At 70.2% G+C, this 23,118-nt stretch carries 24 protein-coding genes; 5 read left to right on the top strand and 19 right to left on the bottom strand.

Annotated elements, in window-relative coordinates; translation table 11 throughout:
- Nucleotides 1-12: 12 nt before the first annotated feature.
- From ncot_RS03770 to ncot_RS03760, 3 genes are read right to left on the bottom strand one after another with little or no spacing between them, the layout of a single operon-like run.
- On the bottom strand, nucleotides 13-591 hold the full coding sequence (locus tag ncot_RS03770; protein ID WP_168616400.1) for a hypothetical protein: 579 nt from the start codon (nucleotides 589-591) through the stop codon (nucleotides 13-15).
- Between the two features lie 8 nt (nucleotides 592-599).
- Nucleotides 600-1,211, bottom strand: coding sequence for an MBL fold metallo-hydrolase (locus ncot_RS03765; RefSeq protein ID WP_168616399.1), 612 nt, complete (start codon nucleotides 1,209-1,211; stop codon nucleotides 600-602).
- Nucleotides 1,208-2,311, bottom strand: a complete 1,104-nt coding sequence (locus tag ncot_RS03760) for an S-(hydroxymethyl)mycothiol dehydrogenase (protein ID WP_168616398.1) — start codon at nucleotides 2,309-2,311, stop codon at nucleotides 1,208-1,210. The genes ncot_RS03765 and ncot_RS03760 overlap by 4 nt, the downstream gene beginning before the upstream one ends.
- 47 nt (nucleotides 2,312-2,358) lie before the next feature.
- Between ncot_RS03760 and ncot_RS19585 the strand changes: the two genes are divergently transcribed.
- The 3 genes from ncot_RS19585 to ncot_RS03745 are packed head-to-tail and all read left to right on the top strand — an operon-like array spanning nucleotide 2,359 to nucleotide 4,857.
- Nucleotides 2,359-3,018, top strand: a complete 660-nt coding sequence (locus tag ncot_RS19585; protein ID WP_168616397.1) for a VOC family protein — start codon at nucleotides 2,359-2,361, stop codon at nucleotides 3,016-3,018.
- Between the two features lie 43 nt (nucleotides 3,019-3,061).
- A complete protein-coding gene (locus ncot_RS03750; protein ID WP_346766631.1) occupies nucleotides 3,062-3,646 on the top strand; it encodes a SigE family RNA polymerase sigma factor in 585 nt (194 codons plus the stop codon).
- A complete protein-coding gene (locus tag ncot_RS03745; RefSeq protein ID WP_168616395.1) occupies nucleotides 3,643-4,857 on the top strand; it encodes a hypothetical protein in 1,215 nt (404 codons plus the stop codon). The genes ncot_RS03750 and ncot_RS03745 overlap by 4 nt, the downstream gene beginning before the upstream one ends.
- Nucleotides 4,858-4,981: 124 nt before the next feature.
- On the opposite strand, the gene tsaD is transcribed toward ncot_RS03745, so the two are convergent.
- The 10 genes from tsaD to glmS form a co-directional block, all read right to left on the bottom strand.
- Nucleotides 4,982-6,025 carry a tRNA (adenosine(37)-N6)-threonylcarbamoyltransferase complex transferase subunit TsaD gene (gene tsaD / locus ncot_RS03740; RefSeq protein ID WP_168616394.1) on the bottom strand — a complete coding sequence of 348 codons (1,044 nt, stop codon included), beginning with the start codon at nucleotides 6,023-6,025 and terminating at the stop codon, nucleotides 4,982-4,984.
- Nucleotides 6,022-6,480 carry a ribosomal protein S18-alanine N-acetyltransferase gene (gene rimI / locus ncot_RS03735; RefSeq protein ID WP_168616393.1) on the bottom strand — a complete coding sequence of 153 codons (459 nt, stop codon included), beginning with the start codon at nucleotides 6,478-6,480 and terminating at the stop codon, nucleotides 6,022-6,024. Before rimI ends, tsaD begins: the two co-directional genes overlap by 4 nt.
- Complete coding sequence (tsaB, locus tag ncot_RS03730; protein ID WP_168616392.1) at nucleotides 6,477-7,118, bottom strand: tRNA (adenosine(37)-N6)-threonylcarbamoyltransferase complex dimerization subunit type 1 TsaB; 642 nt, start codon at nucleotides 7,116-7,118, stop codon at nucleotides 6,477-6,479. Before tsaB ends, rimI begins: the two co-directional genes overlap by 4 nt.
- Nucleotides 7,119-7,163: 45 nt before the next feature.
- Nucleotides 7,164-8,102: a tRNA (adenosine(37)-N6)-threonylcarbamoyltransferase complex ATPase subunit type 1 TsaE gene (gene tsaE / locus ncot_RS03725; RefSeq protein WP_168616391.1), complete on the bottom strand. Its 939-nt coding sequence runs from the start codon at nucleotides 8,100-8,102 to the stop codon at nucleotides 7,164-7,166.
- The gene (locus ncot_RS03720; protein WP_168616390.1) at nucleotides 8,099-9,208 is read right to left on the bottom strand and encodes an alpha/beta hydrolase; all 1,110 of its coding nucleotides are present in this window, start codon (nucleotides 9,206-9,208) and stop codon (nucleotides 8,099-8,101) included. The genes tsaE and ncot_RS03720 overlap by 4 nt, the downstream gene beginning before the upstream one ends.
- The gene (gene alr / locus ncot_RS03715) at nucleotides 9,205-10,371 is read right to left on the bottom strand and encodes an alanine racemase (protein WP_168616389.1); all 1,167 of its coding nucleotides are present in this window, start codon (nucleotides 10,369-10,371) and stop codon (nucleotides 9,205-9,207) included. Before alr ends, ncot_RS03720 begins: the two co-directional genes overlap by 4 nt.
- A 92-nt stretch (nucleotides 10,372-10,463) precedes the next feature.
- Complete coding sequence (locus tag ncot_RS03710) at nucleotides 10,464-11,132, bottom strand: lysophospholipid acyltransferase family protein (RefSeq protein WP_168616388.1); 669 nt, start codon at nucleotides 11,130-11,132, stop codon at nucleotides 10,464-10,466.
- 83 nt (nucleotides 11,133-11,215) lie between these two features.
- A complete protein-coding gene (locus ncot_RS03705) occupies nucleotides 11,216-12,607 on the bottom strand; it encodes a bifunctional ADP-dependent NAD(P)H-hydrate dehydratase/NAD(P)H-hydrate epimerase (RefSeq protein ID WP_168616387.1) in 1,392 nt (463 codons plus the stop codon).
- 22 nt (nucleotides 12,608-12,629) lie between these two features.
- A complete protein-coding gene (locus ncot_RS03700) occupies nucleotides 12,630-12,980 on the bottom strand; it encodes a holo-ACP synthase (RefSeq protein WP_168616386.1) in 351 nt (116 codons plus the stop codon).
- A 34-nt stretch (nucleotides 12,981-13,014) separates the two neighbouring features.
- The gene (gene glmS / locus ncot_RS03695) at nucleotides 13,015-14,859 is read right to left on the bottom strand and encodes a glutamine--fructose-6-phosphate transaminase (isomerizing) (protein ID WP_168616385.1); all 1,845 of its coding nucleotides are present in this window, start codon (nucleotides 14,857-14,859) and stop codon (nucleotides 13,015-13,017) included.
- Between the two features lie 57 nt (nucleotides 14,860-14,916).
- Here glmS and coaA point away from each other — a divergent pair, with 57 nt between their 5' ends.
- Nucleotides 14,917-15,894, top strand: a complete 978-nt coding sequence (gene coaA / locus ncot_RS03690; protein ID WP_206065132.1) for a type I pantothenate kinase — start codon at nucleotides 14,917-14,919, stop codon at nucleotides 15,892-15,894.
- A 64-nt stretch (nucleotides 15,895-15,958) separates the two neighbouring features.
- Here coaA and ncot_RS03685 read toward each other — a convergent pair whose 3' ends face one another.
- The 6 genes from ncot_RS03685 to rplM all read right to left on the bottom strand — a co-directional run bounded on the left by ncot_RS03685 (nucleotide 15,959) and on the right by rplM (nucleotide 21,414).
- On the bottom strand, nucleotides 15,959-16,732 hold the full coding sequence (locus ncot_RS03685; RefSeq protein ID WP_168616383.1) for a hypothetical protein: 774 nt from the start codon (nucleotides 16,730-16,732) through the stop codon (nucleotides 15,959-15,961).
- A 7-nt stretch (nucleotides 16,733-16,739) separates the two neighbouring features.
- On the bottom strand, nucleotides 16,740-17,762 hold the full coding sequence (locus ncot_RS03680) for a GNAT family N-acetyltransferase (protein WP_168616382.1): 1,023 nt from the start codon (nucleotides 17,760-17,762) through the stop codon (nucleotides 16,740-16,742).
- Complete coding sequence (locus ncot_RS03675) at nucleotides 17,759-18,763, bottom strand: GNAT family N-acetyltransferase (protein WP_168616381.1); 1,005 nt, start codon at nucleotides 18,761-18,763, stop codon at nucleotides 17,759-17,761. The genes ncot_RS03680 and ncot_RS03675 overlap by 4 nt, the downstream gene beginning before the upstream one ends.
- A 168-nt stretch (nucleotides 18,764-18,931) precedes the next feature.
- A complete protein-coding gene (gene glmM / locus ncot_RS03670) occupies nucleotides 18,932-20,281 on the bottom strand; it encodes a phosphoglucosamine mutase (RefSeq protein WP_168616380.1) in 1,350 nt (449 codons plus the stop codon).
- 159 nt (nucleotides 20,282-20,440) lie between these two features.
- A complete protein-coding gene (gene rpsI / locus ncot_RS03665; protein WP_240938047.1) occupies nucleotides 20,441-20,950 on the bottom strand; it encodes a 30S ribosomal protein S9 in 510 nt (169 codons plus the stop codon).
- Nucleotides 20,951-20,970: 20 nt separating this feature from the next.
- Entirely contained in the window at nucleotides 20,971-21,414 is a 444-nt protein-coding gene (gene rplM / locus ncot_RS03660) for a 50S ribosomal protein L13 (RefSeq protein WP_057323033.1), read from the bottom strand.
- 379 nt (nucleotides 21,415-21,793) lie between these two features.
- Between rplM and ncot_RS03655 the strand changes: the two genes are divergently transcribed.
- On the top strand, nucleotides 21,794-23,113 hold the full coding sequence (locus ncot_RS03655; RefSeq protein ID WP_168616379.1) for a citrate synthase: 1,320 nt from the start codon (nucleotides 21,794-21,796) through the stop codon (nucleotides 23,111-23,113).
- The last annotated feature ends 5 nt before the right edge of the window (nucleotides 23,114-23,118 follow it).

The raw sequence follows: 23,118 nt of genomic DNA, 5'->3' as shown, positions 1-23,118 counted from the left end.
CTCGGTCATCGATCAGGCGTTGAGCACCAGGGCGGTGATGACCAGCAGCGCGAGGACGACCACGAAGGTGATGCCGAAGCCGATCGCGACCAGCGCGCCGTACCCGATTCGTGAGACACGAGCACCCGAGGCCCGCATCGCCGCGAGGAACTGCGCACCGCCGTTGGCGGAGAACGCCCGCGCGGCCATCGCCTGGTTCACGCCACGACCGAGATGACTCGCCGCGGCAACGCCGGGAACGCCCCTGGCCTGTCCCATGATGCCCGCGCCCGTGAGGCCGAGGGCGCGGTTCACCGCGCCGGGGTCGGCGAGGATCGGATGACCACGGCCGTTCACGACCAAGGTGATCCGCTGGGCCGCCGACTTCACGACGACCCGGCCGGCCGGGACGGTGAAGTGCGGCGCCCAGCCGGCTGGGGAGGCAACCCAGAGCGTGACCGTGCCACCACTCAGCACGACTTGTGCCGGCGACCAGCCACCGGTCACGGTGTCGCCCCAGGCACCGGAGAACACGGCCTGCGGCCCAGCCTGGGGTGGGGGTTGGCGCCACGGCTGGGGCTGCCCGAGCGGGGGCGGTGGCGGTCCGCTCATCTCACCGACTACCCATCGAGGTTGGCCTTCTCGGCGGCGATGGTCGTGTCGTCGCCGTGACCGGTGTGCACGACCGTCTCGTCCGGCAGGACGAAGAGCCTCTCGCGGATCGACGCCTCGATGGTCGGCCGGTCGCTGAACGACCGGCCGGTGGCGCCGGGCCCGCCGTTGAAGAGGGTGTCGCCGGTGAAGACGCAGCCCAGCTCCTCGGCGTGGACGCAGACCGCGCCGGGAGCATGGCCCGGGGTGTGGATGATGCGCAGGGTGGTGCCACCGACGACGAGCTGCTGGCCGTCGCTCAGGTCGACGTCCCAGAGCTCGTCGGTGTGGGTTAGCTCCCACAACGGCTTGTCGTCGGGGTGCAGCAGGATCGGCGCCGGTACGGCGGCACGCAGCGCCGGCGCCACGCGGACGTGGTCGTCGTGCGCGTGGGTGCACAGGATCGCCTTGAGGGTGCGATCGCCGATCACCGCCCGGATCGCGTCGACGTCGTGCGGTGCATCGATGACGATGCACTCCTCGTCGTCGCCGATCACCCAGATGTTGTTGTCGACGTCGAAGGTCTCACCGTCGAGCGAGAACGTGCCGGACACGACGGCATGGTCGATGCGCGCGGTCATGGGAACAACACCACCGAACGCAGCACCTCACCCGTGTGCATCTTGTCGAAGGCGGCCTCGATGTCATCGATGCCGATCTCCTCGGAGACGAACGCGTCGAGGTCGAGACGACCCTGCTGGTAGAGGTCCACCAGCATCGGGAAGTCGCGCGAGGGCAGGCAGTCGCCGTACCAGCTCGACTTGAGCGCGCCCCCGCGACCGAAGACGTCGATCAGCGGGATCTCGGGGATCTTCATGTCCGGGGTGGGCACGCCGACCAGGACCACGGTGCCGGCCAGGTCGCGGGCGTAGAACGCCTGCTTCCACGTCTCGGGACGGCCCACTGCCTCGATCACGACGTCGGCGCCGTCGGCGCCCTCGTAGGTCTCGGCTGCAATGCGCTTGATCTCCTCGACCGGGTCACCCTGCGACGAGTCGACGACATGAGTGGCCCCCATGGTCTTGGCCTTCTCGAGCTTCTTCGGGTCGATGTCGACGGCGATGATCGGCGAGGCCCCGGCCAGCGCGGAGCCGGCGATCGCTGCCATGCCCACCCCGCCGCAACCGATCACGGCCACGGACGTGCCGCGACTGACTGCGCCGGTGTTGATCGCGGCACCGAGCCCGGCCATCACGCCACAGCCCAGCAGGCCGACGGCGGCGGGCCGCGCCGAGGCGTCGACCTTGGTGCACTGTCCGGCCGCGACCAGGGTCTTCTCGGCGAAGGCACCGATCCCCAGTGCCGGCGACAGCTCGGTGCCGTCCTCCAGCGTCATCTTCTGGGTCGCGTTGTGGGTGTTGAAGCAGTAGTGCAGGTCACCGCGCTTGCAGGCGCGGCACTCACCGCACACCGCACGCCAGTTGAGCACCACGAAGTCCCCGGGCGCCACCTCCGTCACGTCGTCACCGACGGACTCGACCACTCCCGCGGCCTCGTGGCCGAGCAGGAACGGGAACTCGTCGTTGATGCCACCCTCGCGGTAGTGCAGGTCGGTGTGACAGACCCCGCAGGCCTGGATCTTCACCACGGCCTCGCCCGGCCCGGGGTCGGGGACGTTGATGATCTCCACCGAGACCGGCTGGCCCTTGCCCTTGGCCACCACTGCGCGCACTTGTTGCACGGAAATCCTCCTCGCTTCGATGTCGGGGCCAATCTAGTGTGTGGGGCATGAGCCTGGGCAGCTACAAGGATCTCTGCATCGATGCCGGTGACGCCGCCGCGCTCGGCACCTTCTGGGCTGCGGCGCTGGGACTCGACCTCCGGTTGCTGGACGACGGAGACGCGGTGCTCACCGGAGCCACGGAGCAGCACACGATCTGGGTCAACACGGTGCCGGAGCCGAAGACGGTCAAGCACCGACTGCACCTCGACGTACGCACCGGCTCGGTGGCCGGACTCGTCGCGCTCGGCGCCACGGTCCTCGACGACACGTCGTTCCGCTGGACGGTGATGGCCGACCCCGAGGGCGGCGAGTTCTGCGCGTTCGTGCGCGACGACGTGGCCGCCACCCACCTCCACGAGCTGGTCCTCGACTGCGCGGACCCGGAGCGGCAGGCGGTGTGGTGGGCGGAGGTCCTCGGTGGCCGGATCGGTGACGACGCCGAGGTCCCGTACGTCGACGAGATCGCCGACGCACCGTTCGAGAACCTCGTCCTCGTGCCGGTGCCCGAGTCGAAGACCGCCAAGAACCGGGTGCACCTCGACCTCAGCGTGCCCGAGATCGCGCCCCTGCTCGAGGTGGGGGCGACGCTGCTCGCCGAGCACGACGACTGGAGCGTCCTGGCGGACCCGGAGGGCAACGAGTTCTGCGCATTCCTTCGCACCTGAGATGCAACCTTCTCGCTCCCGGTCCCGTCTGGGGTGGGAAGGGATGGTGGTGACGGTGGATGTCGCAACACAACGGGGAGGTGTGATGGCCCAGGACCGCGATTCGGCAAGGGATGCCGAGTTCAGCGTCTGGATGACCGCACGCCAACCAGCTCTCCTGCGCACGGCGTACCTGCTGACCGGGGATCACCACGGCGCCGAGGACCTCGTCCAGAACACGTTGGCCAAGGTCTACCTGAGCTGGCACAAGGTTCGCGACCAACAGGCGATCGACGGCTACGCACGCCGGATCCTCGTCAACGAGAACAACTCGATGTGGCGCCGGGCCTGGAAGAAGAGGGAGACCGTCAGCAGCGTCGTGCCCGACTGGCTCCCGTCGCACGACAGGTACGACGAGGGGCGCGGCTCGGCGCTCTGGACGCTGGTGCAGACGCTTCCCAAGAAGCAGCGCGCGGCCGTCGTGCTCCGCTACTACGAGCAGCTCAGCGAGGCGGAGACCGCCGACGTGCTCGGTTGCTCCGTCGGCACCGTGAAGTCACAGACCAGCAGGGCCCTGGCGACGTTGCGCAGCCAGGCCGACGACCACGGCCTGACCAGGGCCGACCATCTCGGGGAGGAGGAACGATGAACACCGAGAAGCACCTCACTGCCGAGCTCCACCACCGGGCGGACGGCATCGACGGCTCGCCGATCAGCTTCGAGGACGTGGTCGGCCGGGCCGGCCGGATCAAGCGCCGGCAGCGGATCACCACCGGAGTCGCGGCCCTGGCCGCGGCTGCCGTGATCGTGCCGACCGCGATGTTGGGCGGAAGCCTGTTCGACGACGACGCGGCACCCGACCCGGCGCGCCCGGGGATCCAGCAGGTCCACGACGTGACGCTCGACCCCTCGCTGTCCGAAGCGGACACGCCTCCGAAGCTGGCCTACACCGACGCCGACAAGCTGGTCGAGCCGGACGGCACGACCACCACCCTGGAGCAGGTCTACGGTGCGCCGGCTCGGGTCGGTGACGAATACCTCGCCTCCTACGGTTTCGAGGGTGGTGAGCCGACGATCGACATCCTCGACAGCAACTTCGGGGTGACCGACACCCTCGAGACCAACAGCGGTGCGGTGGCTTCGGCCGACCACACGGTGGCGGCCTGGATCGCTCGTGACAACACGATCATGACCCGCTTCGAGGGCCATGACGTCGACCTCGGCAAGGTCGACGGCGACTACCCCCAGCCGGTGGCGATCCTGGGCTCCGAGTCCTGCATGGAGGCAGAAGGCGGCTGCCGGGTGTTCTACAACGTCCAGGGAAGCGCACCGATGGTCATCCACTCCCACGGCAACGTCGAAACGGTGCCTGGCGACTTCACGAGGATCGGCGCAGTCTCTCCCGACAACCTGATCGCCGGGCTGGTCACGCCGCAGAATGCCGCGCCGACGGACCCGCTGTGCAGCGCGGTCTATGACGAGCGGGCCAGCCAGCGACTCTTCGAGACCTGCGGGTGGACCTTCGACAACAGCGCAGGCTTCTCGCCGGACAACTCACTGCTCGTCGGGCAGTCGGTCGAATCCGACGGCTCCGGCCCTCGCTCGCTCACTGTGGTGGACGCCCGCACCGGCGAGAAGGTGCTGGGTGTGAGCCTGCCCCGCCAGCCGAGGACGACGTACATCGCCGCCAGCACGTGGGAGGACGACGAGCACCTGCTGGTCAGCACCTCCCGGACGACGATGAACAGCCCTGGCCTGGGGAATCTCTATCGGGTCGGGCTCGACGGAAGCGTCGAGCGACTGCTCGAGCGCGACCACGACAACGGCACGATGACCCAACCGTGGGCGATGATCCGCTGACCGCCGAGTCGGCACGAGTTGACACCCCACACCGCCGAGACGGCACGAGTTGACACATCTCGCGTCAACTCGTGCCGACTCGGCGCTGGTTTCGGTGAACAGGTGCCGGGTCGCCGTTGGAGGGTCAGACGACCACGGTGCCGACGGGCTGGGACGAGTCGGCCGGGAAGTCCAGCGACGAGGCCGGGCGACCGCGGGCCACCACCTCGGACCCGAGGGCCGCGATCATCGCGCCGTTGTCGGTGCACAGGTTGCGCTTCGGCACCCGGAGTCGTACGCCGGCAGCGGCCGCCCGCTCCTCGGCCAGGGCACGCAGCCGCGAGTTCGCCGCCACCCCACCCGAGATCACCAGGTCGTGGATGCCGTGGAACCTCGCGGCGTCGATCGCCTTGCGGGTCAGCACGTCGACCACGGCCTCCTGGAACGACGCGCACACGTCGGCCACCGGCACCGGCTCACCGGCCCGATGACGTGCCTCCACCCAACGTGCAACGGCCGTCTTGAGGCCGGAGAAGGAGAAGTCGAAGCGGTGCCGCTCGAGGTCCTTGCGGGAGGTGAGCCCCCGCGGGAAGTCGATCGCCACGGAGGAACCCGACGCCGCCTCACGGTCGATGTGCGGTCCACCCGGATAGGGCAGGCCCAGCAGGCGGGCGACCTTGTCGTAGGCCTCTCCCGCCGCGTCGTCGATGGTGTTGCCCAACGAGACGATGTCGCCACTGATGTCGTTGACCTGCAACAGGTTCGAGTGGCCGCCGGAGACCAGCAGGGCCAGGCACGGCTCGGGCAGTGCACCGTGCTCGAGCTGGTCGACGGCGACGTGACCGGCCAGGTGGTTCACGCCATAGATCGGCTTGCCGAGCCCGAGCGCCAGTGCCTTCGCGGCACCCACGCCGACCATCAGCGCGCCCGCCAGCCCGGGGCCGGCGGTGACCGCGATCGCGTCCACGTCGGCCAGTCTCACCGACGCCGACGAGCAGGCCAACTCGATCATCGGCACGATCGCCTCGAGGTGTGCACGCGAGGCGATCTCGGGGACCACGCCGCCGAACGGCGCGTGCTGGTCCATGCTGCTGGCCACGGCGTCGGCGAGCAGGGTGTGGCCGCGGACCAGGCCGACACCGGTCTCGTCGCACGACGACTCGATGCCCAGGACGAGCGGCTGGTTCATGGGGCACTCCAGTCGGAGGACGGCCCGAGCGAGCGACGCATGACGATCGCGTCGGATCCGTCCTTGTAGTAGCGGGGGCGGGTGTCGATCTGCTCGAAGTCACCTGCGTCGTAGAAGGCCAGCGCCTCGGGGTTCATCGCGGACACCTCGAGCAGCATCCGGTCGGCACCGTCCTCGCGGGCCGCATCGACGACGTGGTCGAGCAACGCGGCCGCGATGCCCTCCCGCTGCCGCGAGGGGTGCACGCCGATGCGCGCGAGGTCGGCGATGTCGCCGGCGAACATCGTGATCGCATAGCCGATGACCTCGAGGTCGTCCTCGAAGACCACGAACCGGCGGCCCGCGCGCTCGAGGTCGTCGAGCAGGGTGTCGGCGTCCCAGGCCTCGGCGCCGAACAGCTCGTCCTCGAGCTCGACCACGGCGTCCACGTCAGCAGCCAGCGCGTTGCGGATCATGACACGGCCTTGGGCTTGCCCGGGGCCACCGCGTCGGGGCGGCGCAGGTAGAGCGGCTCGGGATCGAGCAGCTCGGCCAGCTCGCCGGCGACCGCGCGCCCCAGCCAACCGGCCGATGGTCGCTGCGGCTCGACCGCGTGCGGGAACTGCTCCGGGTAGAGGCCCGCGCCCTCACCCACGACCGGCAGCCCGCTGGCGACGTCGGCCGGGCGGTCCACGGCAGGCTCGGAGGTTCGCCGGCCGTCCGCGTCGTACGCCGCCCAGTAGACCTCCTTGCGCCGGGCGTCGGTGGCCACCAGGAACGGACCCGAGACCGCGCCGGTCTCCACGGCCTCGACCGCGAGCGCGTCGAGGGAGCACACGCCGTAGACCGGGATCTCACGGACCATCGCGAGCGTTCGTGCGGTGGCCAGGCCGACTCTCAGGCCGGTGAACGGCCCCGGCCCGACGCCGACGGCGACGGCGGTCACGTCGATCTGCTCGGCACCCGCGTCGGCGAGGACACCGGCGATCAGTGGCGCGAGCTGCTCGGCGTGCTTCATGAGGTGGTCGGATCGTCGCTCCGCGACCACGGCGCCACTGTCGTCGAGGAGGGCGACGGTGACCTGGGGCGAAGCGGTGTCGAAGGCGAGCAGCACGCCCCAGAGACTATCGGCGAGCCGCAAGACGGGTCACCAGCAGGCTCAGCCCTGCGTCTCGAGCGCCGCCCAGTCGATCGCCGCCCAGCGCAACCCGATGGGCTGCACCACCGCTTGGCGGGTGTCGTGGTCCTCGATCACCTCGGTGTCACCGAGGGTGCGGACCAGGGTGATCTCGAGCCGGTCGTCGGCCAGCCCCTCGGCCAGCCCGGCACCCCACTCGACCACCGTGACCGACTCGGCGAGCGTGGCCTCCAGGTCGAGGTCGTCGATGTCGTCGATCGACTCCAGGCGGTAGGCGTCGACGTGCACCAGGGCCGGTCCGTCGACCAGCGAGGGGTGCACGCGAGCGATCACGAACGTGGGCGAGCTGATGTTCCCGCGCACCTGCAGGCCGGTCCCGATGCCGCGGGTGAAGGTGGTCTTGCCGGCCCCGAGCTCACCGGTCAGGATGAGCAGGTCGCCGGCGCGGAGCATCCCGGAGAGTCGTTCACCGAACGTCGTCGCGTCGTCGGCGGTGGTGAGCTCGAACGTGCGCGGGAAGACCTTGACCAGGTGCACCAGGTGCCCCTCGCGGCCAGCACGAACGAAGCCCTCGTGCTCCCAGAAGGCGATGGAGGCGGGCAGCTCCACGCGGGCAACCACGCGCAACGCCGTGCAACCCTGCGCGCGGGCGTGCTCCTCCGCCGCCCGCACGAGCTCGCCGGCCACGCCGGTGCGCTGGACGTCGGGCACCACCCCGAAGCGGCGCAGGGCCATGGTGCTGCCCGTCCGCGCGAAGAGCATCGCCCCGACCGGCCGGCCGTCAGCGGTGGCCAGCAGTCCGCCGTCGGCGCCGAGCGCCCGGGCGAGCGAGACGACCGTCTCACTGAGCGCAGGGGCGGGAGGATCGAGCGGCGGGCGCGCCCCGAAGGCGGCGCGGACGACGGAGTGGACGTCCGCGGCCGCCGCCTCGTCGACGACGCGGACCTGCCGTGGGTTCACGGCTCCCCGTTCCGTTCGTGCTCTGCCGCCTCGGCGAGCAGCTCGTCGAGTGCCGCGTTGACCTGCACGTGTCGTTCCATGATCACCATGTGCCCGGCGTCCTCGAGCTCCACCAGGCGAGAGTTCGGCAGCAGCGTGTGCATCTTGCGGCTGTGGCCGACGGAGGTCAGCTTGTCGGCGGTGCCGCAGATGATCGACAGCGGGATCCGCTCGAAGGCGGCCATCACGGCGAACTTGTCGAGCGCGTCGAAGCTCGGGAAGAACTCCGCGAGCACCTCGAACGGCGTCGCCGAGAGCATCTCGTCGACGAACGTCACGTAGTCCCCCGGGACGTCGCTGCCGAAGGCGAACCTGTCCGTGGCGACCACGGCGAAGTCCTTGCCGAGTCGGCGTACGCCGTCGACCACGCGCGCGCCGCGGGCCAGTGCGGCGATCAGCCGGGTGGTGGCCTGTCCGCCGAGCCCGCCGAGGGCTCGCGGCATGAGCGGCAGCAGGATGCGGTGCGGCTTGAGGCCCCCGGCGGTGGTGGAGATCAGCGCGACGCCGGCGATCCGGTCGCCGAAGAGCTCGGGGTGGGCCTCGGCCAGTGCCACGATCGACATGCCACCCATCGAGTGCCCGACCAGCACGACCCGACCCTCGGGGACCACCTGGTCCATGACCTGGAGCAGGTCCTCACCCAGCTGCTCGATGGTCGCGTTCTTCGCCGAGGAACGGCCCGACCGGCCGTGCGAGCGCTGGTCGTAGTAGACCGCACGGACCAGCTCGCGATAGCCGGCGCGTTGGAAGTGCCAGCAGTCGAGGCTGAGGGCATACCCGTGGACGAACACCAGGGTGAGCTGCTCGGCGTCGGACTCCATGTCGCGGTGGGTGCCCGTGGGTGCGGCGTACTCGTCGATCTCGACGTGCAGCGGCACCCCGTCGTCTGCCACCACCGTGACCGGGTCCGAGTGCAGCGAGCCGAGAGCGATCGCGTCGCCTGCCCCGCGCCTGGCGATGATGCGGCGCCGACGGACCGCCTGGACGGCAGTGCCGGCCACGGCGGCTCCGGCCAGCAGGCCGGCCGCTCCGGCGGAGACCCGGAAGATGCGTCGCCCCACGCTCACCCGCGACCCCTCTCGCTGTCGACGTGCACCCGGTGCAGGCGCCCACCGATCCGGGTGACGACCTCGTAGTTGATGGTGCCGGCCGCCCGGGCCCAGTCCAGCGCCGTCGGAGCACCGTCGTGGCCGGTGCCGAAGATCTCGACGAGGTCACCCTCGTGGGCCTCGTCGTCACCCAGGTCGATCATGAACTGGTCCATGCAGATGATCCCGCGCTCGGGACGTCGCTTCCCGTTCAGCCAGACCTCGACCTTGTTGGCGGCCACCCGCGGCAGGCCCTCCGCGTAGCCGACCGGCACCAGGCCGAGCCGGGTGTCCACGTCGGCCGTCCACGTGTGGCCGTAGGAGACGGAGGTGCCAGCCGGAGCCGACTTCACCATCGCCAACGGCGCCCGGACCGTCATCGCCGGCACCAGGCCGAGATCGCGAGTGACGCCGGGGGCGGGGTCGAGCCCGTAGGTGGCGATCCCGCAGCGCACCATGTCGAAGCGGACGCTCGGTCGCAGCACGGTCGCGGCACTGTTGGCCAGGTGGCGCACCTCGGGCCGCAGGCCGGCCTGCCGGGCCACGTCCAGTGCCTCCAGGAAGACCTTCTCCTGGCTGTCGTTGGCCGGGTGGTCGGGCTCGTCGGCGCAGGCCAGGTGCGACCAGATGCCGGTGATCCGGAGGGTGCCGCGCAGTTCGGCAGCCCGGCACTCGGCGACCAGCGCCGGCCACAGCTCGGCCGGACATCCACCACGGGTCAGGCCGGTGTCGACCTTGAGCTGCACGCGTGCCGCGACGGACAACCGCTCGGCGGCGGCCTCGATCTCGGCCAGCTCGACCAACGAGTACGCCGTCACGTCGATGTCGCGTTCGATGGCCGCACCCCAGTGGTCACCGGGCACGGTGAGCCAGCACAGGAGCGGGCCGGTGTCGCCGCCGTCGCGCACGGCCAGGGCCTCCTCGAGGGTGGCCGCGCCGAGCCAGTCGGCGCCACCTTCACGTGCCGCCCGGGAGACCTCGGTGACGCCGTGGCCGTAGCCGTCGGCCTTCACCACCGTCATCATCTTCGGCGGCTCGACGCCCGGGTCGAGGGAGTCGGCGGCGATCTCACGCAGGCGGCGTACGTTGTGACGGATCGCCGCGAGGTCGACCACGATCTCTGCACGCGCACCGGAAGTCATGGGCCTGATTCTGTCAGGCTCTGCGTCTGGCCTCCGGCCTGGCCTTCTGACGGCGTGCTCTCCGGTGGGGAGCCACCCGGGCGACACGCGACCTAGGGGGTCGGCGGGCGGTCGTTGTACTGCCCGGCGAGCTCCTGGCCGCTGAGGGCCGCGATCGAGGCCATGATCTCGTCGGTGGCGACTCGTCGGGCCCTGCCCGCGGCCACGCCCTCGAAGCGTCCGGAGAAGTCGATCGGCTCGCCGAAGGCGACCTTGACCTTGGCCAGCCGCGGGAACCGGGAGCCCACGGGCTGCAGGTCGGCAGTGCCGGAGAGCCCCACCGGAACGACCGGCACCCCCGCGGTCAGGGCCAGGTGGGCCACCCCGGTGCGGCCCCGGTAGAGCCGGCCGTCGCGGGAGCGGGTGCCCTCGGGGTAGATCCCGAACGCCTCCCCCTTGCCCAGCACCTCGAGTGCGGTGTCGAGCGAGTGGAGGGCGGCCTGGGCGTCGTCGCGGTCGATGGGCAGCATGCCGAGGCCCTCGAACCACGCCTTCGACATCGCGCCCTTCACCCCGCTGCCGGTGAAGTAGTCGGACTTCGCGAGGAAGGCGACCTTGCGGCGCGCCACGATCGGGATGACCAGGCTGTCGGCGAAGGAGAGGTGGTTGCTGGCGATCAGCACACCCCCCTCGGCCGGGATGTTGTCGAGCCCGGTGACCTCGGGCCTCCAGACCGTGCGAGCGACGGGTGGAACGACGGCGTGCAACACGGCGTAGAGCATGCCCAGACTCTATGCCCGGATCGACCGGCCACCGGCAAGGCAGCCGACCCGTCCAGTGGTCGGGCCGACCCGATGCGACGGAGTCAGGACCGGAGCGCGAGTCGGCGGACGACGTCGGGCACGGCCACGGCCACGTCACGTGCCACGATCGGCCCACCACGTGAGGCCAGGGTGGCCGCGGCGCCGTGCAACCACGACCCGACGGACGCCGCGTCGAAGGGCGTGAGCCCGACGGCCAGCACAGCACCGATCACGCCGCCCAGGACATCGCCGGCACCTGCTGTGGCCAGCCAGGGCGACCCGGTCGTCGTCACCCGGACCCGACCGTCCGGATCGGCGACCAACGTGTGGTGGCCCTTGAGCAGGCACACTGCGCCGGTGCGACGTGCGGCCTCGCGGACCCAGTGCAGCTGCCGGGCCTCGACGTCGTCACGCTCGACGTCGAGCATCCGCGCCAGCTCGCCGGCGTGCGGGGTGAGCACGGCGTCGGCCGGCAGGTCGTCGGGCAGCTCGAGCAGGGCATCGGCGTCGAGCACCACCGGAACGCCGTCGGCCAGGGCCGTCCTCCGCTCGTCGACAGCTCCTGGTCCGCCGCCCGAGCCGACCACCCAGGCCTGGACACGTCCCTCCCCGAGGACCACCTCGGGATGCGCCGAGAGCACCCGCTCACCGGCGGCGTCGCTCCCGACGTAGCGCACCATGCCGGCCACGCCACAGGACGCGCCCGCGACGCTGAGCAGCCCAGCCCCGGCGAAGGCTCCGCCGGTGCGCAGGCCGACCACGCCGCGGGTGTACTTGTGCGACGTCGGTGCGGGTGTCGACACCAGGCGAGCGACGTCATCGGGTTGCAGCGCCTCCACGTCGGCCGGTGGCAGGTCGAGGCCGATGTCGACCAGGGTGAGCGTGCCGCACGCCGACGCGGCCGGTTCGACGAGGTGGGCGACCTTGTGGGTGCCGAACGTGACGGTGACGTCCGCAGTCACGTGCGGGCCGTCGAGCTCCCCGGTGCCGACGTCGATGCCGCTCGGCACGTCGACCGCGACGAGGGGCACCCCGGCGTACGCCGCCACGGCGGCCACGGCGTCGGGCCGCAGCCCCGGTCGACCACCGATGCCGACGATCCCGTCAACGACCACGTCGGGCCTAGCCGTCGGGCCCGTTGCCGCCGACCGGACCGTTCCGCCAGCGCCTCGGAGCGCGGCCAGGCCGCCCCCGTGCACCCGATCGGACAGCGTGATCGCCTCGACGGCGCACCCGCGGCGGGCCAGCAGCGCCCCGGCGTACAACGCGTCGCCGCCGTTGTCGCCCGAGCCGACCAGCAGCACCACGCGCCGCCCGTAGGCGCCGCCGAGCAGGTCGATCACGGCAGTGGCCAGGCCCGACGCGGCTCGGGCCATCAACGACCCCTCGGGAAGCTCGGCCAGGAGCACGGCCTCAGCGGCCCGCACCTGCTCCACCGTGTGTGCGCTGCGCATGGCTCCAACCTAGGGCAGGAAGTCAGGACTCGAGAACGACGAAGGCGGAGGCGATGCCGCCGTCATGACTGAGCGACAGGTGCACGGTGGTGCCGCCCAGGGCGTCGGCGGCGGCCCTGACCGTGCCACGCAGCTCGAAGCGTGGCCGGCCGGTGGCCTCCGAGATCACCTCGGCGTCGTGCCAGGCCAGGCCTGCCGGCGCCCCCAAGGCCTTCGCCATCGCCTCCTTGGCCGCGAATCGGGCGGCCAGGGACTGCGGGTGGAGCTCCCGCTCGGCCGGGGTGAACAGCTTGTCGCGCAGCGCGGGAGTGCGCTCGATCGAGGTGATGAACCGCTCGATCTCCACCACGTCGATCCCGACGCCGACGATCATCCCCGCACCACCCGGGCCGGCTCGCGTGCGTCGATCATTCGACGGTGACGGACTTGGCCAGGTTGCGCGGCTGGTCGACGTCGTGGCCCTTCTGCGTGGCCAGCTCGCAGGCGAAGAGCTGCAGCGGCACGGCGGCAACCAGCGGCTGCAGCAGGCTCGGCACCTTGGGCAACCGGATCAGCACGTCGGCGTACGGCGTGATGGCGTCGTCGCCCTCCTCGGCCAGGCAGATCGTGCGGGCCCCCCGGGCGCGCACCTCCTGGATGCCGCTGATCATCTTCTCGTGCAGCTGGTCGCGCCCGCGGGGCGGAACGACGCACAGCACGGGGAGGTCCTGCTCGATCAGCGCGATGGGGCCGTGCTTGAGCTCGCCGGCAGCGAAGCCCTCTGCGTGGATGTAGGCCAGCTCCTTGAGCTTCAGAGCACCTTCGAGGGCGACGGGGAAGCCGGCGTGGCGACCGAGGAACAGCACCGACTTGGCGTCCACGTAGGAGGCAGCGAGCTCATAGATCGACTCCTCGGCGTCGAGGGCCTGCTGGATCTTGGCCGGGATCTGGTCGAGCTGGTCCATCACCTCGTTGATCTCGTCACCGAAGCGCGTGCCCTTGACCTGTGCGAGGTAGAGCGCCAGCAGGTAGCAGGCGACCAGCTGGGTCAGGAAGCCCTTCGTGGAGGCGACGCCGATCTCGGGGCCGGCGTGGGTGTAGATCACCGCGTCGGACTCGCGCGGAATCGTGGAGCCGTTGGTGTTGCAGATCGCCAGCACCTTCGAGCGCTGCACCCGGGCGTGTCGGATCGCCTGGAGCGTGTCGGCGGTCTCACCGGACTGGGAGATGGCCACGACCAGGGTCGACTGGGTCAGGATCGGGTCGCGGTAGCGGAACTCGGAGGCCAGCTCGACCTCACAGGGAATGCGGCACCAGTGCTCGATCGCATACTTGGCCACCATCCCGGCATAGAACGACGTGCCACAGGCGATGATGATGATCTTGTCGATGTCGCGCAGCTCGTCGTCGGACAGCCGGACCTCGTCGAGCTGCAGCAGTCCGTCAGCGCTGCGACGTCCGAGCAAGGAGTCGGCGACAGCACTCGGCTGCTCGTGGATCTCCTTGCGCATGAACCAATCGTGGCCGTCCTTCTCGGCGGCCGACAGGTCCCAGTCGACGTGGTAGCGGGTGCCCTCGGCGGGCGAGCCGTCGAAGCCGGTCACCTCGACGCCGTCGCCGGTGATCGTGACGACCTGGTCCTGACCGAGCTCCATCGCCTCGCGCGTGTGCTCGATGAAGGCAGCAACGTCGGAGCCGAGGAAGTTCTCGCCCTCACCCAGCCCCACGACGAGCGGGCTGTTGCGGCGGGCGGCGACCACACGGTCGGCGTCCAGTGCGTCGACCGCGACCAGCGTGAACGCGCCCTCGAGCTGCTGGCAGGCGCGCTGCATGGCCGTGGTGAGGTCGACGCCCGCGTCGAGCTCACGCTCGATCAGGTGGGCGGCGACCTCGGTGTCGGTCTCGGAGAGCAGGTTGTGGCCCTGGGCCTCCAGCTCGGCGCGCACCTCGGCGAAGTTCTCGATGATGCCGTTGTGCACCAGCGCCAACCGGGAGTTCTGCCCCAGGTGGGGGTGGGCGTTCTGGTCGTTGGGCGCGCCGTGGGTGGCCCACCGCGTGTGGCCGATGCCGGTCGTCGACTCGGGCAACGCCTTCTCGTCGATGGCCTTCTCGAGGTTCGCCAGCTTGCCGGCCCGCTTGTCGGAGGCGATCGTCCGGTCGTGGACCAGGGCGATGCCTGCCGAGTCGTAGCCGCGATACTCGAGGCGTCGCAGCCCGTCGATCACGACACCTTGCGCCTGCTTGCCACCGACGTAGCCCACGATTCCACACATGGCCGGAAGTCTATCCGGCCGCGTGCCACGGGTTCGATGCCTGCAACAATGTGCGCCATGTCCCAATCGGCCGGCTCGGAGAGCCGCGAGCAGGCGCGCGAGACCTCGCCCTACATCGAGTTGGCGCGTGACGCGTGGGCGGCGCTGGCCGAGCACACCGAGCAGCCCCTCTCCCCCGAGGAGATCGAGCGGGTGCGCGGTCTCGGTGACGAGCTCGACCTCGAGGAGGTGCAGCACGTCTACCTGCCGCTGTCACGCCTGCTCAGCAAGTACGTCGAGGCGGCCAGCAACCTCCACCACGCACAGGAGGAGTTCCTCGCCCGGCCGACACCCCCACGGACCCCGTTCGTGATCGGGCTGGCCGGCTCGGTGGCGGTCGGCAAGTCGACGACGGCACGCGTGCTGCAGCAGATGCTCGCGCACTGGCCCGAGCACCCCTCGGTCGCACTGGTCACCACCGACGGCTTCCTGATGCCCAACGCGGAGCTCCAGCGCCGCGGGCTGCTGCTGCGCAAGGGCTTCCCGGAGTCCTACGACCGCAAGGCCCTGCTCCGCTTCGTGGTCGACATCAAGTCCGGCAAGGACGAGGTCGAGGCCCCGATCTACTCGCACCTGACCTACGACGTGGTGCCCGACGAGAAGATCATCATCAAGAGGCCCGACATCGTCATCATCGAGGGCCTCAACGTGCTCCAGCCCGCTCGGGTGCGGGAGGACGGCCGCACCGGGCTGGCGGTCAGCGACTTCTTCGACTTCAGTGTGTACGTCGACGCGGCGACCAGCGACATCCGGCACTGGTACATCCAGCGCTTCCAGCGCCTGCGCGAGACCGCCTTCCGCGACCCGGCGTCGTACTTCACCCGCTACGCCAGCCTGACCGAGTACGAAGCGGTGGCCGAGGCAACCCGCATCTGGGACGCCGTCAACGGCCCCAACCTGGAGCAGAACGTGCTGCCGACCCGCTCGCGGGCCAACCTGGTCCTGCGCAAGGACAGCGACCACTCGGTGCGCTACGTGCGGCTGCGCAAGCTCTGACCCGACCACGCGGCTCGACCACGCGGCTCGACCACGCGGCCCGACCACCCGGCTCGGGCCCGCGTCACGGCTCCAGTGAGTCGCTGATCTGCTGCCACTCCTCGTCGGTGATGCCGGGACGCGTGAGGTAGCGCGCCTGGACCAGCGTCTTGGCGCCCTCAGGGGTGTTGATCGTGGTCGCCATGATCTCGGCGGAGTCGGGAAGACAGCTGCCCTCCGAGTCACTCATGTCGAGCGTGATCAGCGACCGCGCGGCGTCGGACCCGTTCGGCAGCGTCAACCGCTCGGTGCTCGGCTGCGACATCGGCGCCGCGGTCCCGGTGCCGTCCGACGCGTAGCCAGTGGCCCAACGGCGTACGGCGGCCTCCGCGAGGTCCACGAGGTCGCCCGACGGCTCGGTGTCGGCCAGCACGGTCCACCCGCCGGCCACCCTCGAGCCGTCCTGGGAGCACTGGTTGCCGTAGTAGTTGGCCGGAGCATGACCGCTGGCGGTCTTCTTCCCGGAGTCGTCACGGTAGGCGACGGCATAGTCGGGCTCGAAGGTCTTCCACGCGCGCCGGGGCACCTGGTAGGCCGCGGCGAAGCCGGAGTCGTCCGGCTTGCCGGTGACCCGCTCCCAGTCCGTGTAGTCGTGGTCGGGCCACTCGGTCGGTTGGCTGGTGGGGTCCGGGCCGGCGGAGTCCCCGTGGCCGCGGACGAGGGTGCCGGACCCGTCGGGACCGCCGTCGCGCGCCATCACCACCCCTGCGGTGACCCCCGCGCCGACGGTCATCAGCACGCTCAGCGCCGCCAGAAGGGTCGCCGCACGCGCTGCCGCGTGGGTCCCTCGGGTGCTCATGCCCCCATCATGGCGCAGTCAGCATCTTCTGAAACTCGCCGAGTCGGTCGACCGCGCGAAATCCCATCGCCCGGTTGACCCCGACCATGGGGGCGTTGGTCTCGGCATTCCAGGTGCGCACCACGTTGATGTCGGGCCGACGTGCTTGGAGGTGGAGGATGTTGGCGACCTTGACGGCCAGGCCGAGGCGGTGGCCCCGGTGCTCACGACGCACGAGGGTGCCCCACTGGTAGGCCCGCCCTGGATCGTGCTCGCTGGTCACGAGATCGGTGTAGCCGGCCAGGCTTCCGTCGGGGGCCACCGCCACCGTCGCGTGCCGGGTCCGACCCTGCCGGGCCTGCAGCTCCTCCACGGCTCGGAAGGCAGCGACGTCGGCTGTCTCCGGCTCGAGGTCCAGCCCACCGGTCGGTGCCTCCGTGCTCACGGCGGCGCAGAGCGCGGCATAGTCGGCGACGTGCTCCTCGGGCACCGGCCCAGCGAACGAGCGAAGGGCGTACGCCGTGTGGTGCGGCGCCGCGCTCGCTGCGAGGGAGGCCAGCAGGTCGCCCGGCACCGGCAGGTCGAGGACTCGTTGGACGTCACCGATGCCGAAGACGAAGCCGCGACGGGTGAGGAAGTCGGCGTCCGGGTGCCCAGCACCGTCGGCGGGTGCGTCCCAGGGGTAGGCGGTCTCGGTGACGAAGCGGGTGCGGCCGGCCCGTGCCGCCCGCTCCTCCAGGTGTGCGAGCAGGGCTCCTCCGTGTCCTCGTCGCCGATGCCGCGGGTGGGTGTGCACCTTCCCCCATGCCAGCTCCGGGTTGTCGAGGAGCGGGAGCTCGAGCTCGGCGACGGCCACTGCCTCTCCCGCCTCGACCAGGGCGAAGACGTGGACCTCGTGGCTCGGGAGGCGGGCCTGCTTGGCAGCCCGGCTCTCCTCGAGCAACCAGTCGGACGACCACTCGCCACGGCCGTGCTGCTCGGCGGCGGCGTAGGTCGCGTGCCAGGCGTCGAACGCCGCATCGTCGAACGGGTCGATCTCGGTGATCGTCATGACAGGTGCTTCTGCACGTCGAGGCAGCGCTCCACCACTCGATAGCCCATGCGTTCGTTGACCGCATTCATCGGCGCGTTGACACCCGCGTTGCCGGTCTCGATGTGGGCACACTCGGGGAACCGCTGCTGCACCATCCGGTGGGTGGCCAGCTTCATCGCCAGGCCGAGCCGGTGGCCGCGGTGCTCGGGCAGCACCAGCGTCCCGCCCACTCCGCCGTGCCGGGGGTCGGCCCGGTTCAGTCGCACGTCGGAGAAGCCGCAGACCACGCCGTCGGGAGCCAGCGCGAGAGCGGTGACGTTGACGCGCCCGGCCTGATCACGCTCCCGCTCACCGAGGCGGATCCGCTCGGGTGTCCACTGGGCGTCCTGCAGGTCGAGGTCGCCACTCGGGATCTCACCGATGAAGCGGGACAGCACGTCGGCGAAGCCCTGCACGTGCTCGTCGGGGCAGGCCGCGTCGAAGACGGTCACCGAGTAGTCGCCTCGCGCGGCGTCGGCCTCCTGCTCGAGCGTCGGCCAGGCCCGGGCCGCGGTCGCGACGTCGAGCAGCTTGGTCTCCTCGGCGCTGCCGACCGGGTAGCCCCTGGCCCCCGCGAACAGCGAGCCGGGGCTCTCCGCACCGACCGGCGCGAACACGCTCGAGACGACGGTGGTGCGTCCGTCGCGACGGGCCTGGTGCTCCGCCTGTGCGAGCAGCGACGTGGCGATGCCCCGGCGACGGTGCTCGGGTCGCACCCAGACCGTGATCTCGGCCAGGTGGGTGTTGTCGAGCAGAAACTCCGCCAGGAGTGCGGAGCCGACGGCGCGTGCCCCGTCGTACGCCGCCAGGGCGGTGATGGCGGAGTCGCTGCGAGGGAACGGCATCGCGATCCGCGACACCGCCCACGCCGGCCATGCCTCGAACGGGCGCTCCGCACTGGCGGCCTGCCCGACCTCCCACCACGCGCGGAGGGCGGTCTCGTCGTGGACGTCGACCGCGCGGACCTCAACGTTGCTCATGGTGCTCGACCCTATGCAGGTCGGCCCCCGTCGGCGACCCGTTTTCCCCGTCCCCAGCCCTCCCCCGAGCAACGCGGCGTCCGTGTCACTTCACCAGCGACCGGTCGGCTGCGGAGTGACACCAGCACCGCACAGGTGCAAGGGGTCGTGGGCGTTGACTCCCAGCGGTCAGAGGGAGAGTCGCTCCCGCACGACGGCTGCGAGGTCCTCGGCAACCGAGACAGCCTGCTCGTGGCTGGGCGCCTCGACCATCACCCGCACGAGCGACTCGGTGCCGGAGGGACGCAGCAGCACCCGCCCGGAGTCCCCCAGCTGTGCCTCGGCCTCGGCAACGGCGGCGGCCAGGCCGGCGTCGTCGTCGGCGCGCGCCTTGTCGACACCGCCGACGTTGATCAGCACCTGCGGGAGGCGCGTCATCACCCCGGCCAGCTCGGCCAGGGACGAGCCGGTCTGCGCCATCCGCTCGAGCACGTGCAGCGCGGTGAGGATGCCGTCACCGGTGGTGGCGAACTCGCTCATGATCACGTGGCCGGACTGCTCGCCGCCGAGACCGTAGCCACCCGCCTTCATCGCCTCCAGGACGTAGCGGTCGCCGACCTTGGTCTGGCGGACCTGCACGTCGTTGGCCCTGAGCGCCTGGACGAAGCCGAGGTTGCTCATCACGGTCGCGACGACGACGTCGTTCGGGAGCCGGCCGGCCTCGCGCATGGAGATGCCGAGGATGGCCAGGATCTGGTCGCCGTCGACGACCTCACCCGCCGCATCCACGGCCAGGCAGCGGTCGGAGTCACCGTCCAGGCCGAAGCCCGCGTCGGCGCCGTGCGCCAGGACGGCCGCCTGCAGGTTGTCCAGGTGGGTGGACCCGCAGTGGTCGTTGATGTTGAGCCCGTCGGGCTCGGCGTGGATCGCGATCACCTCGGCGCCTGCGTCGCGCAGGGCCTTCGGGCCGGCCGCGGAAGCGGCACCCTCGGCGCAGTCGAGGACGACCTTCAGCCCCGTGAGCGGGCGCGCGATGGTGCCGACCAGGTGGGCCGCGTAGTCCGCGACCGCGTGGTCGTACGTCGAGACGCGACCGACGTCGCCACCGGTGGGACGGTTCCACGGCTCGCGCAGGCGTTGCTCGATCGCGATCTCGATCGCATCGTCGAGCTTGACGCCGCCGCGGGCGAGGAACTTGATGCCGTTGTCGGGCATCGGGTTGTGCGAGGCACTCAGCATGACGCCGAGGTCGGCCTCCAGCGTGCCGGTGAGGTGGGCGACCCCGGGAGTCGGGAGGACGCCGAGCAGGAGGACGTCGACTCCGGCCGACGCCAGTCCGGCAACCACGGCGGCCTCGAGGAACTGTCCGGAGATGCGCGTGTCCCGACCGACCACGGCCAGCGGACGATGTCCGGTGAACTCGCCGCGGTCGGCCAGGACGTGGGCCGCGGCAACGGAAAGGTCCAGGGCCAGCTCAGCGGTCAGTTGACCGTTGGCCAGGCCCCGGACCCCGTCCGTGCCGAATAGCTTTGGTGCCAAAGCAGGTCTCCTAGTCGCGTTGCTTGTCGGGATGCCTGACACGCTACGCGCGGTCGCGTTGCTTGTCGGGATGCCTGGCAGGGCAGAGGAGGGAAGGCGGCCCGTGTTTGGCCGTCGTCCGACGACAACGCCGCCAGGCGCCCGACAAACGACGCGAGGTCAGCGCTTGGAGAACTGAGGAGCCTTGCGGGCCTTCTTGAGACCAGCCTTCTTGCGCTCGATGACGCGGGCGTCACGGGTGAGCAGGCCGGCCTTCTTGAGCGACGGGCGGTTGGCCTCGAGGTCGATCGCGTTCAGCGCACGGGCCACGCCGAGGCGCAGGGCGCCGGCCTGGCCGGTGATGCCACCACCGTGGATGCGGGCGATGACGTCGAAGCGGCCCTCGAGCTCGAGGTTCGCGAACGGCTCGTTGACAACCTGCTGGTGCAGCTTGTTCGGGAAGTACGAGTCGAGGTCGCGGCCGTTGACGGTCCACTGGCCGGTGCCGGGGACGAGGCGGACGCGAGCGACGGCCTCCTTGCGGCGACCGGTGGCGTTGCCGGGGGCGATCGTGGCCGGCTTGAGGGGGGCGTCCTCGGACGGAGCGGACTCCGAGCTGTAGGCAACGCCCTCTTCGTTGGTCTGGTAGGTCTCTTCGACCTCGGCGGTCTCAGCCTGGTTCTCAGTCACGTTGATGTCCTTGTCTGCAATCACTGGGAGATCTGCGTGATCTCGAACGGCTTGGCCTGCTGGGCCGCGTGGGGGTGCTCGGGGCCCGAGTAGACCTTGAGCTTCTTCAGCATCTGGCGGCCGAGACGGTTCTTGGGGAGCATGCCCCAGACCGCGTTCTCGATGGCCTTGCGGGCGTCCTTCTCGAGGAGCTCGCCGATGGGGGTGGTGGTGAGACCGCCCGGGAAGCCGGAGTGACGGTAGGTCATCTTCTTGGTCTTCTTGTCGCCGGACAGGGCGACCTTCTCCGCGTTCACGATGATCACGAAGTCGCCCATGTCCATGTGCGGAGCAAAGGTCGGCTTGTGCTTGCCGCGGAGGAGATTCGCGGCCTGGACCGCGAGGCGCCCGAGGACAACGTCCTGGGCGTCGATGACAAGCCATTCGCGCTGGATGTCAGCGGGCTTGGGGCTGTACGTACGCACGTAAGTAGCCTTCTCGTTCGTTGGGCCCGACCAGAGGTCCTGATCGGGTGGTTGAGCCGCGTCCTCTGACGAACACTGCCCGGCTCCACTTCGTCCGGGTCTGCACCCACGTTCTGGGCGCGGCAGGAGACGCGACTGTCAAGAATAGGCGGCGCCGACCGACGAGGTCAAAACGACCTCGTCGTCGTCGGGTCGGCCCGCACCCCCCCGACGATCGGGCATCGCGAGCACGGGGAGCCGCCAGCCCACACGCTTCGGTTACTCGCGAGTCACGTCCACGAGGGAGAACCCGCGTTAGCGTGATCGGGGAGAACGGAATAGGTTGGCCACTGACAAACATACGAGAGTCCACGACACTCTTTCACTGACAGGAGCCGACGTGACCGACGTACCGGCCGCCACTGCCAACGAGGCAGCATCGCTCACCGTTCGCGACAACCGCACGGGCAGCGAATACGAAGTCCCCATCACCGACGGCACCATCAAGGCCGGCGACCTGGGCAAGATCCGCGTCTCCGAGGACGAACCCGGCCTCGCGGTCTACGACCCCGGCTTCGTGAACACCGCGTCCTGCCGCAGCGCAGTGACGTTCATCGATGGCGAGAAGGGCATCCTCGAGTACCGCGGATATCCCATCGAGCAGCTCGCGGAGAAGTCCAACTTCCTCGAGGTCGCCTACCTGCTCATCCACGGCGAGCTGCCCACCAAGGAGCAGTACGACAACTGGGAGCACGAGATCACGTACCACACGTTCGTGCACGAGAACGTGAAGTCGTTCATGCACGGATTCCGGTACGACGCCCACCCGATGGGCATGCTGATGGCCTCGGTGGGAGCGCTGTCGACGTTCTACCCCGACGCCCGCAACATCTCGGACCCCGACAACCGGCACATGCAGATCGTCCGCATGATCGCGAAGATGCCGACGCTGGGTGCGTGGTCGTTCCGCCACGCCCAGGGCAAGCCGTTCATCTACCCGGACAACGACCTGAGCTACACCGAGAACTTCCTCTCGATGCTGTTCAAGATGAGCGAGCGCAAGTTCGAGGCCGACCCGCGCCTGGTCAAGGCCCTCGACGTGCTGTTCATCCTGCACGCCGACCACGAGCAGAACTGCTCGACCAACGCGGTCCGCTCCGTCGGTTCCTCGCAGGTCGACCCCTACTCCGCGGTCTCCGCCGGCGTCTCGGCCCTCTACGGCCCGCTCCACGGTGGTGCCAACGAGGCGGTGCTGCGGATGCTGCGCCGCATCGGGTCGAAGGAGAACATCCCCGCCTTCATCGAGGGCGTGAAGAACGGCAACGAGAAGCTGATGGGCTTCGGCCACCGGGTCTACAAGAACTTCGACCCGCGCGCCACGATCATCAAGAAGGCCTGCGACGACGTCTTCGAGGTCACCGGGGTCAACCCGCTCCTCGAGATCGCCAAGGAGCTCGAGAAGATCGCGCTCGAGGACGAGTACTTCGTCAAGCGCAAGCTCTACCCCAACGTCGACTTCTACTCCGGCCTGATCTACGAGGCCTTCCAGTTCCCGCCCGAGATGTTCACCGTGCTCTTCGCCATCGGCCGTACGCCGGGCTGGCTGGCACAGTGGCTCGAGCTGGTCCAGGACAAGGAGCAGAAGATCGCCCGTCCGAAGCAGATCTACACCGGTGACCGGCAGCTGGAGTTCGTCGCAGCCTCCGAGCGCTGGAAGTGAGCTGA

Source organism: Nocardioides sp. JQ2195 (genome assembly GCF_012272695.1).
GTDB lineage: Bacteria > Actinomycetota > Actinomycetes > Propionibacteriales > Nocardioidaceae > Nocardioides.
Note: the sequence above shows the minus strand (reverse complement) of the source record. Positions and strands in the feature narration are given on the sequence as shown.

What these genes read in the sequence shown, in the direction of transcription:
- ncot_RS03770 (WP_168616400.1), bottom strand. Translation starts at nt 591, where the DNA reads ATGAGCGGACCGCCACCGCCCCCGCTCGGGCAGCCCCAGCCGTGGCGC.
- ncot_RS03765 (WP_168616399.1), bottom strand. Translation starts at nt 1,211, where the DNA reads ATGACCGCGCGCATCGACCATGCCGTCGTGTCCGGCACGTTCTCGCTC.
- ncot_RS19585 (WP_168616397.1), top strand. Translation starts at nt 2,359, where the DNA reads ATGAGCCTGGGCAGCTACAAGGATCTCTGCATCGATGCCGGTGACGCC.
- ncot_RS03750 (WP_346766631.1), top strand. Translation starts at nt 3,062, where the DNA reads ATGGTGGTGACGGTGGATGTCGCAACACAACGGGGAGGTGTGATGGCC.
- ncot_RS03745 (WP_168616395.1), top strand. Translation starts at nt 3,643, where the DNA reads ATGAACACCGAGAAGCACCTCACTGCCGAGCTCCACCACCGGGCGGAC.
- tsaD (WP_168616394.1), bottom strand. Translation starts at nt 6,025, where the DNA reads ATGAACCAGCCGCTCGTCCTGGGCATCGAGTCGTCGTGCGACGAGACC.
- rimI (WP_168616393.1), bottom strand. Translation starts at nt 6,480, where the DNA reads ATGATCCGCAACGCGCTGGCTGCTGACGTGGACGCCGTGGTCGAGCTC.
- alr (WP_168616389.1), bottom strand. Translation starts at nt 10,371, where the DNA reads ATGACTTCCGGTGCGCGTGCAGAGATCGTGGTCGACCTCGCGGCGATC.
- ncot_RS03710 (WP_168616388.1), bottom strand. Translation starts at nt 11,132, where the DNA reads ATGCTCTACGCCGTGTTGCACGCCGTCGTTCCACCCGTCGCTCGCACG.
- ncot_RS03705 (WP_168616387.1), bottom strand. Translation starts at nt 12,607, where the DNA reads ATGCGCAGCGCACACACGGTGGAGCAGGTGCGGGCCGCTGAGGCCGTG.
- ncot_RS03700 (WP_168616386.1), bottom strand. Translation starts at nt 12,980, where the DNA reads ATGATCGTCGGCGTCGGGATCGACGTGGTGGAGATCGAGCGGTTCATC.
- glmS (WP_168616385.1), bottom strand. Translation starts at nt 14,859, where the DNA reads ATGTGTGGAATCGTGGGCTACGTCGGTGGCAAGCAGGCGCAAGGTGTC.
- coaA (WP_206065132.1), top strand. Translation starts at nt 14,917, where the DNA reads ATGTCCCAATCGGCCGGCTCGGAGAGCCGCGAGCAGGCGCGCGAGACC.
- ncot_RS03685 (WP_168616383.1), bottom strand. Translation starts at nt 16,732, where the DNA reads ATGAGCACCCGAGGGACCCACGCGGCAGCGCGTGCGGCGACCCTTCTG.
- ncot_RS03680 (WP_168616382.1), bottom strand. Translation starts at nt 17,762, where the DNA reads ATGACGATCACCGAGATCGACCCGTTCGACGATGCGGCGTTCGACGCC.
- ncot_RS03675 (WP_168616381.1), bottom strand. Translation starts at nt 18,763, where the DNA reads ATGAGCAACGTTGAGGTCCGCGCGGTCGACGTCCACGACGAGACCGCC.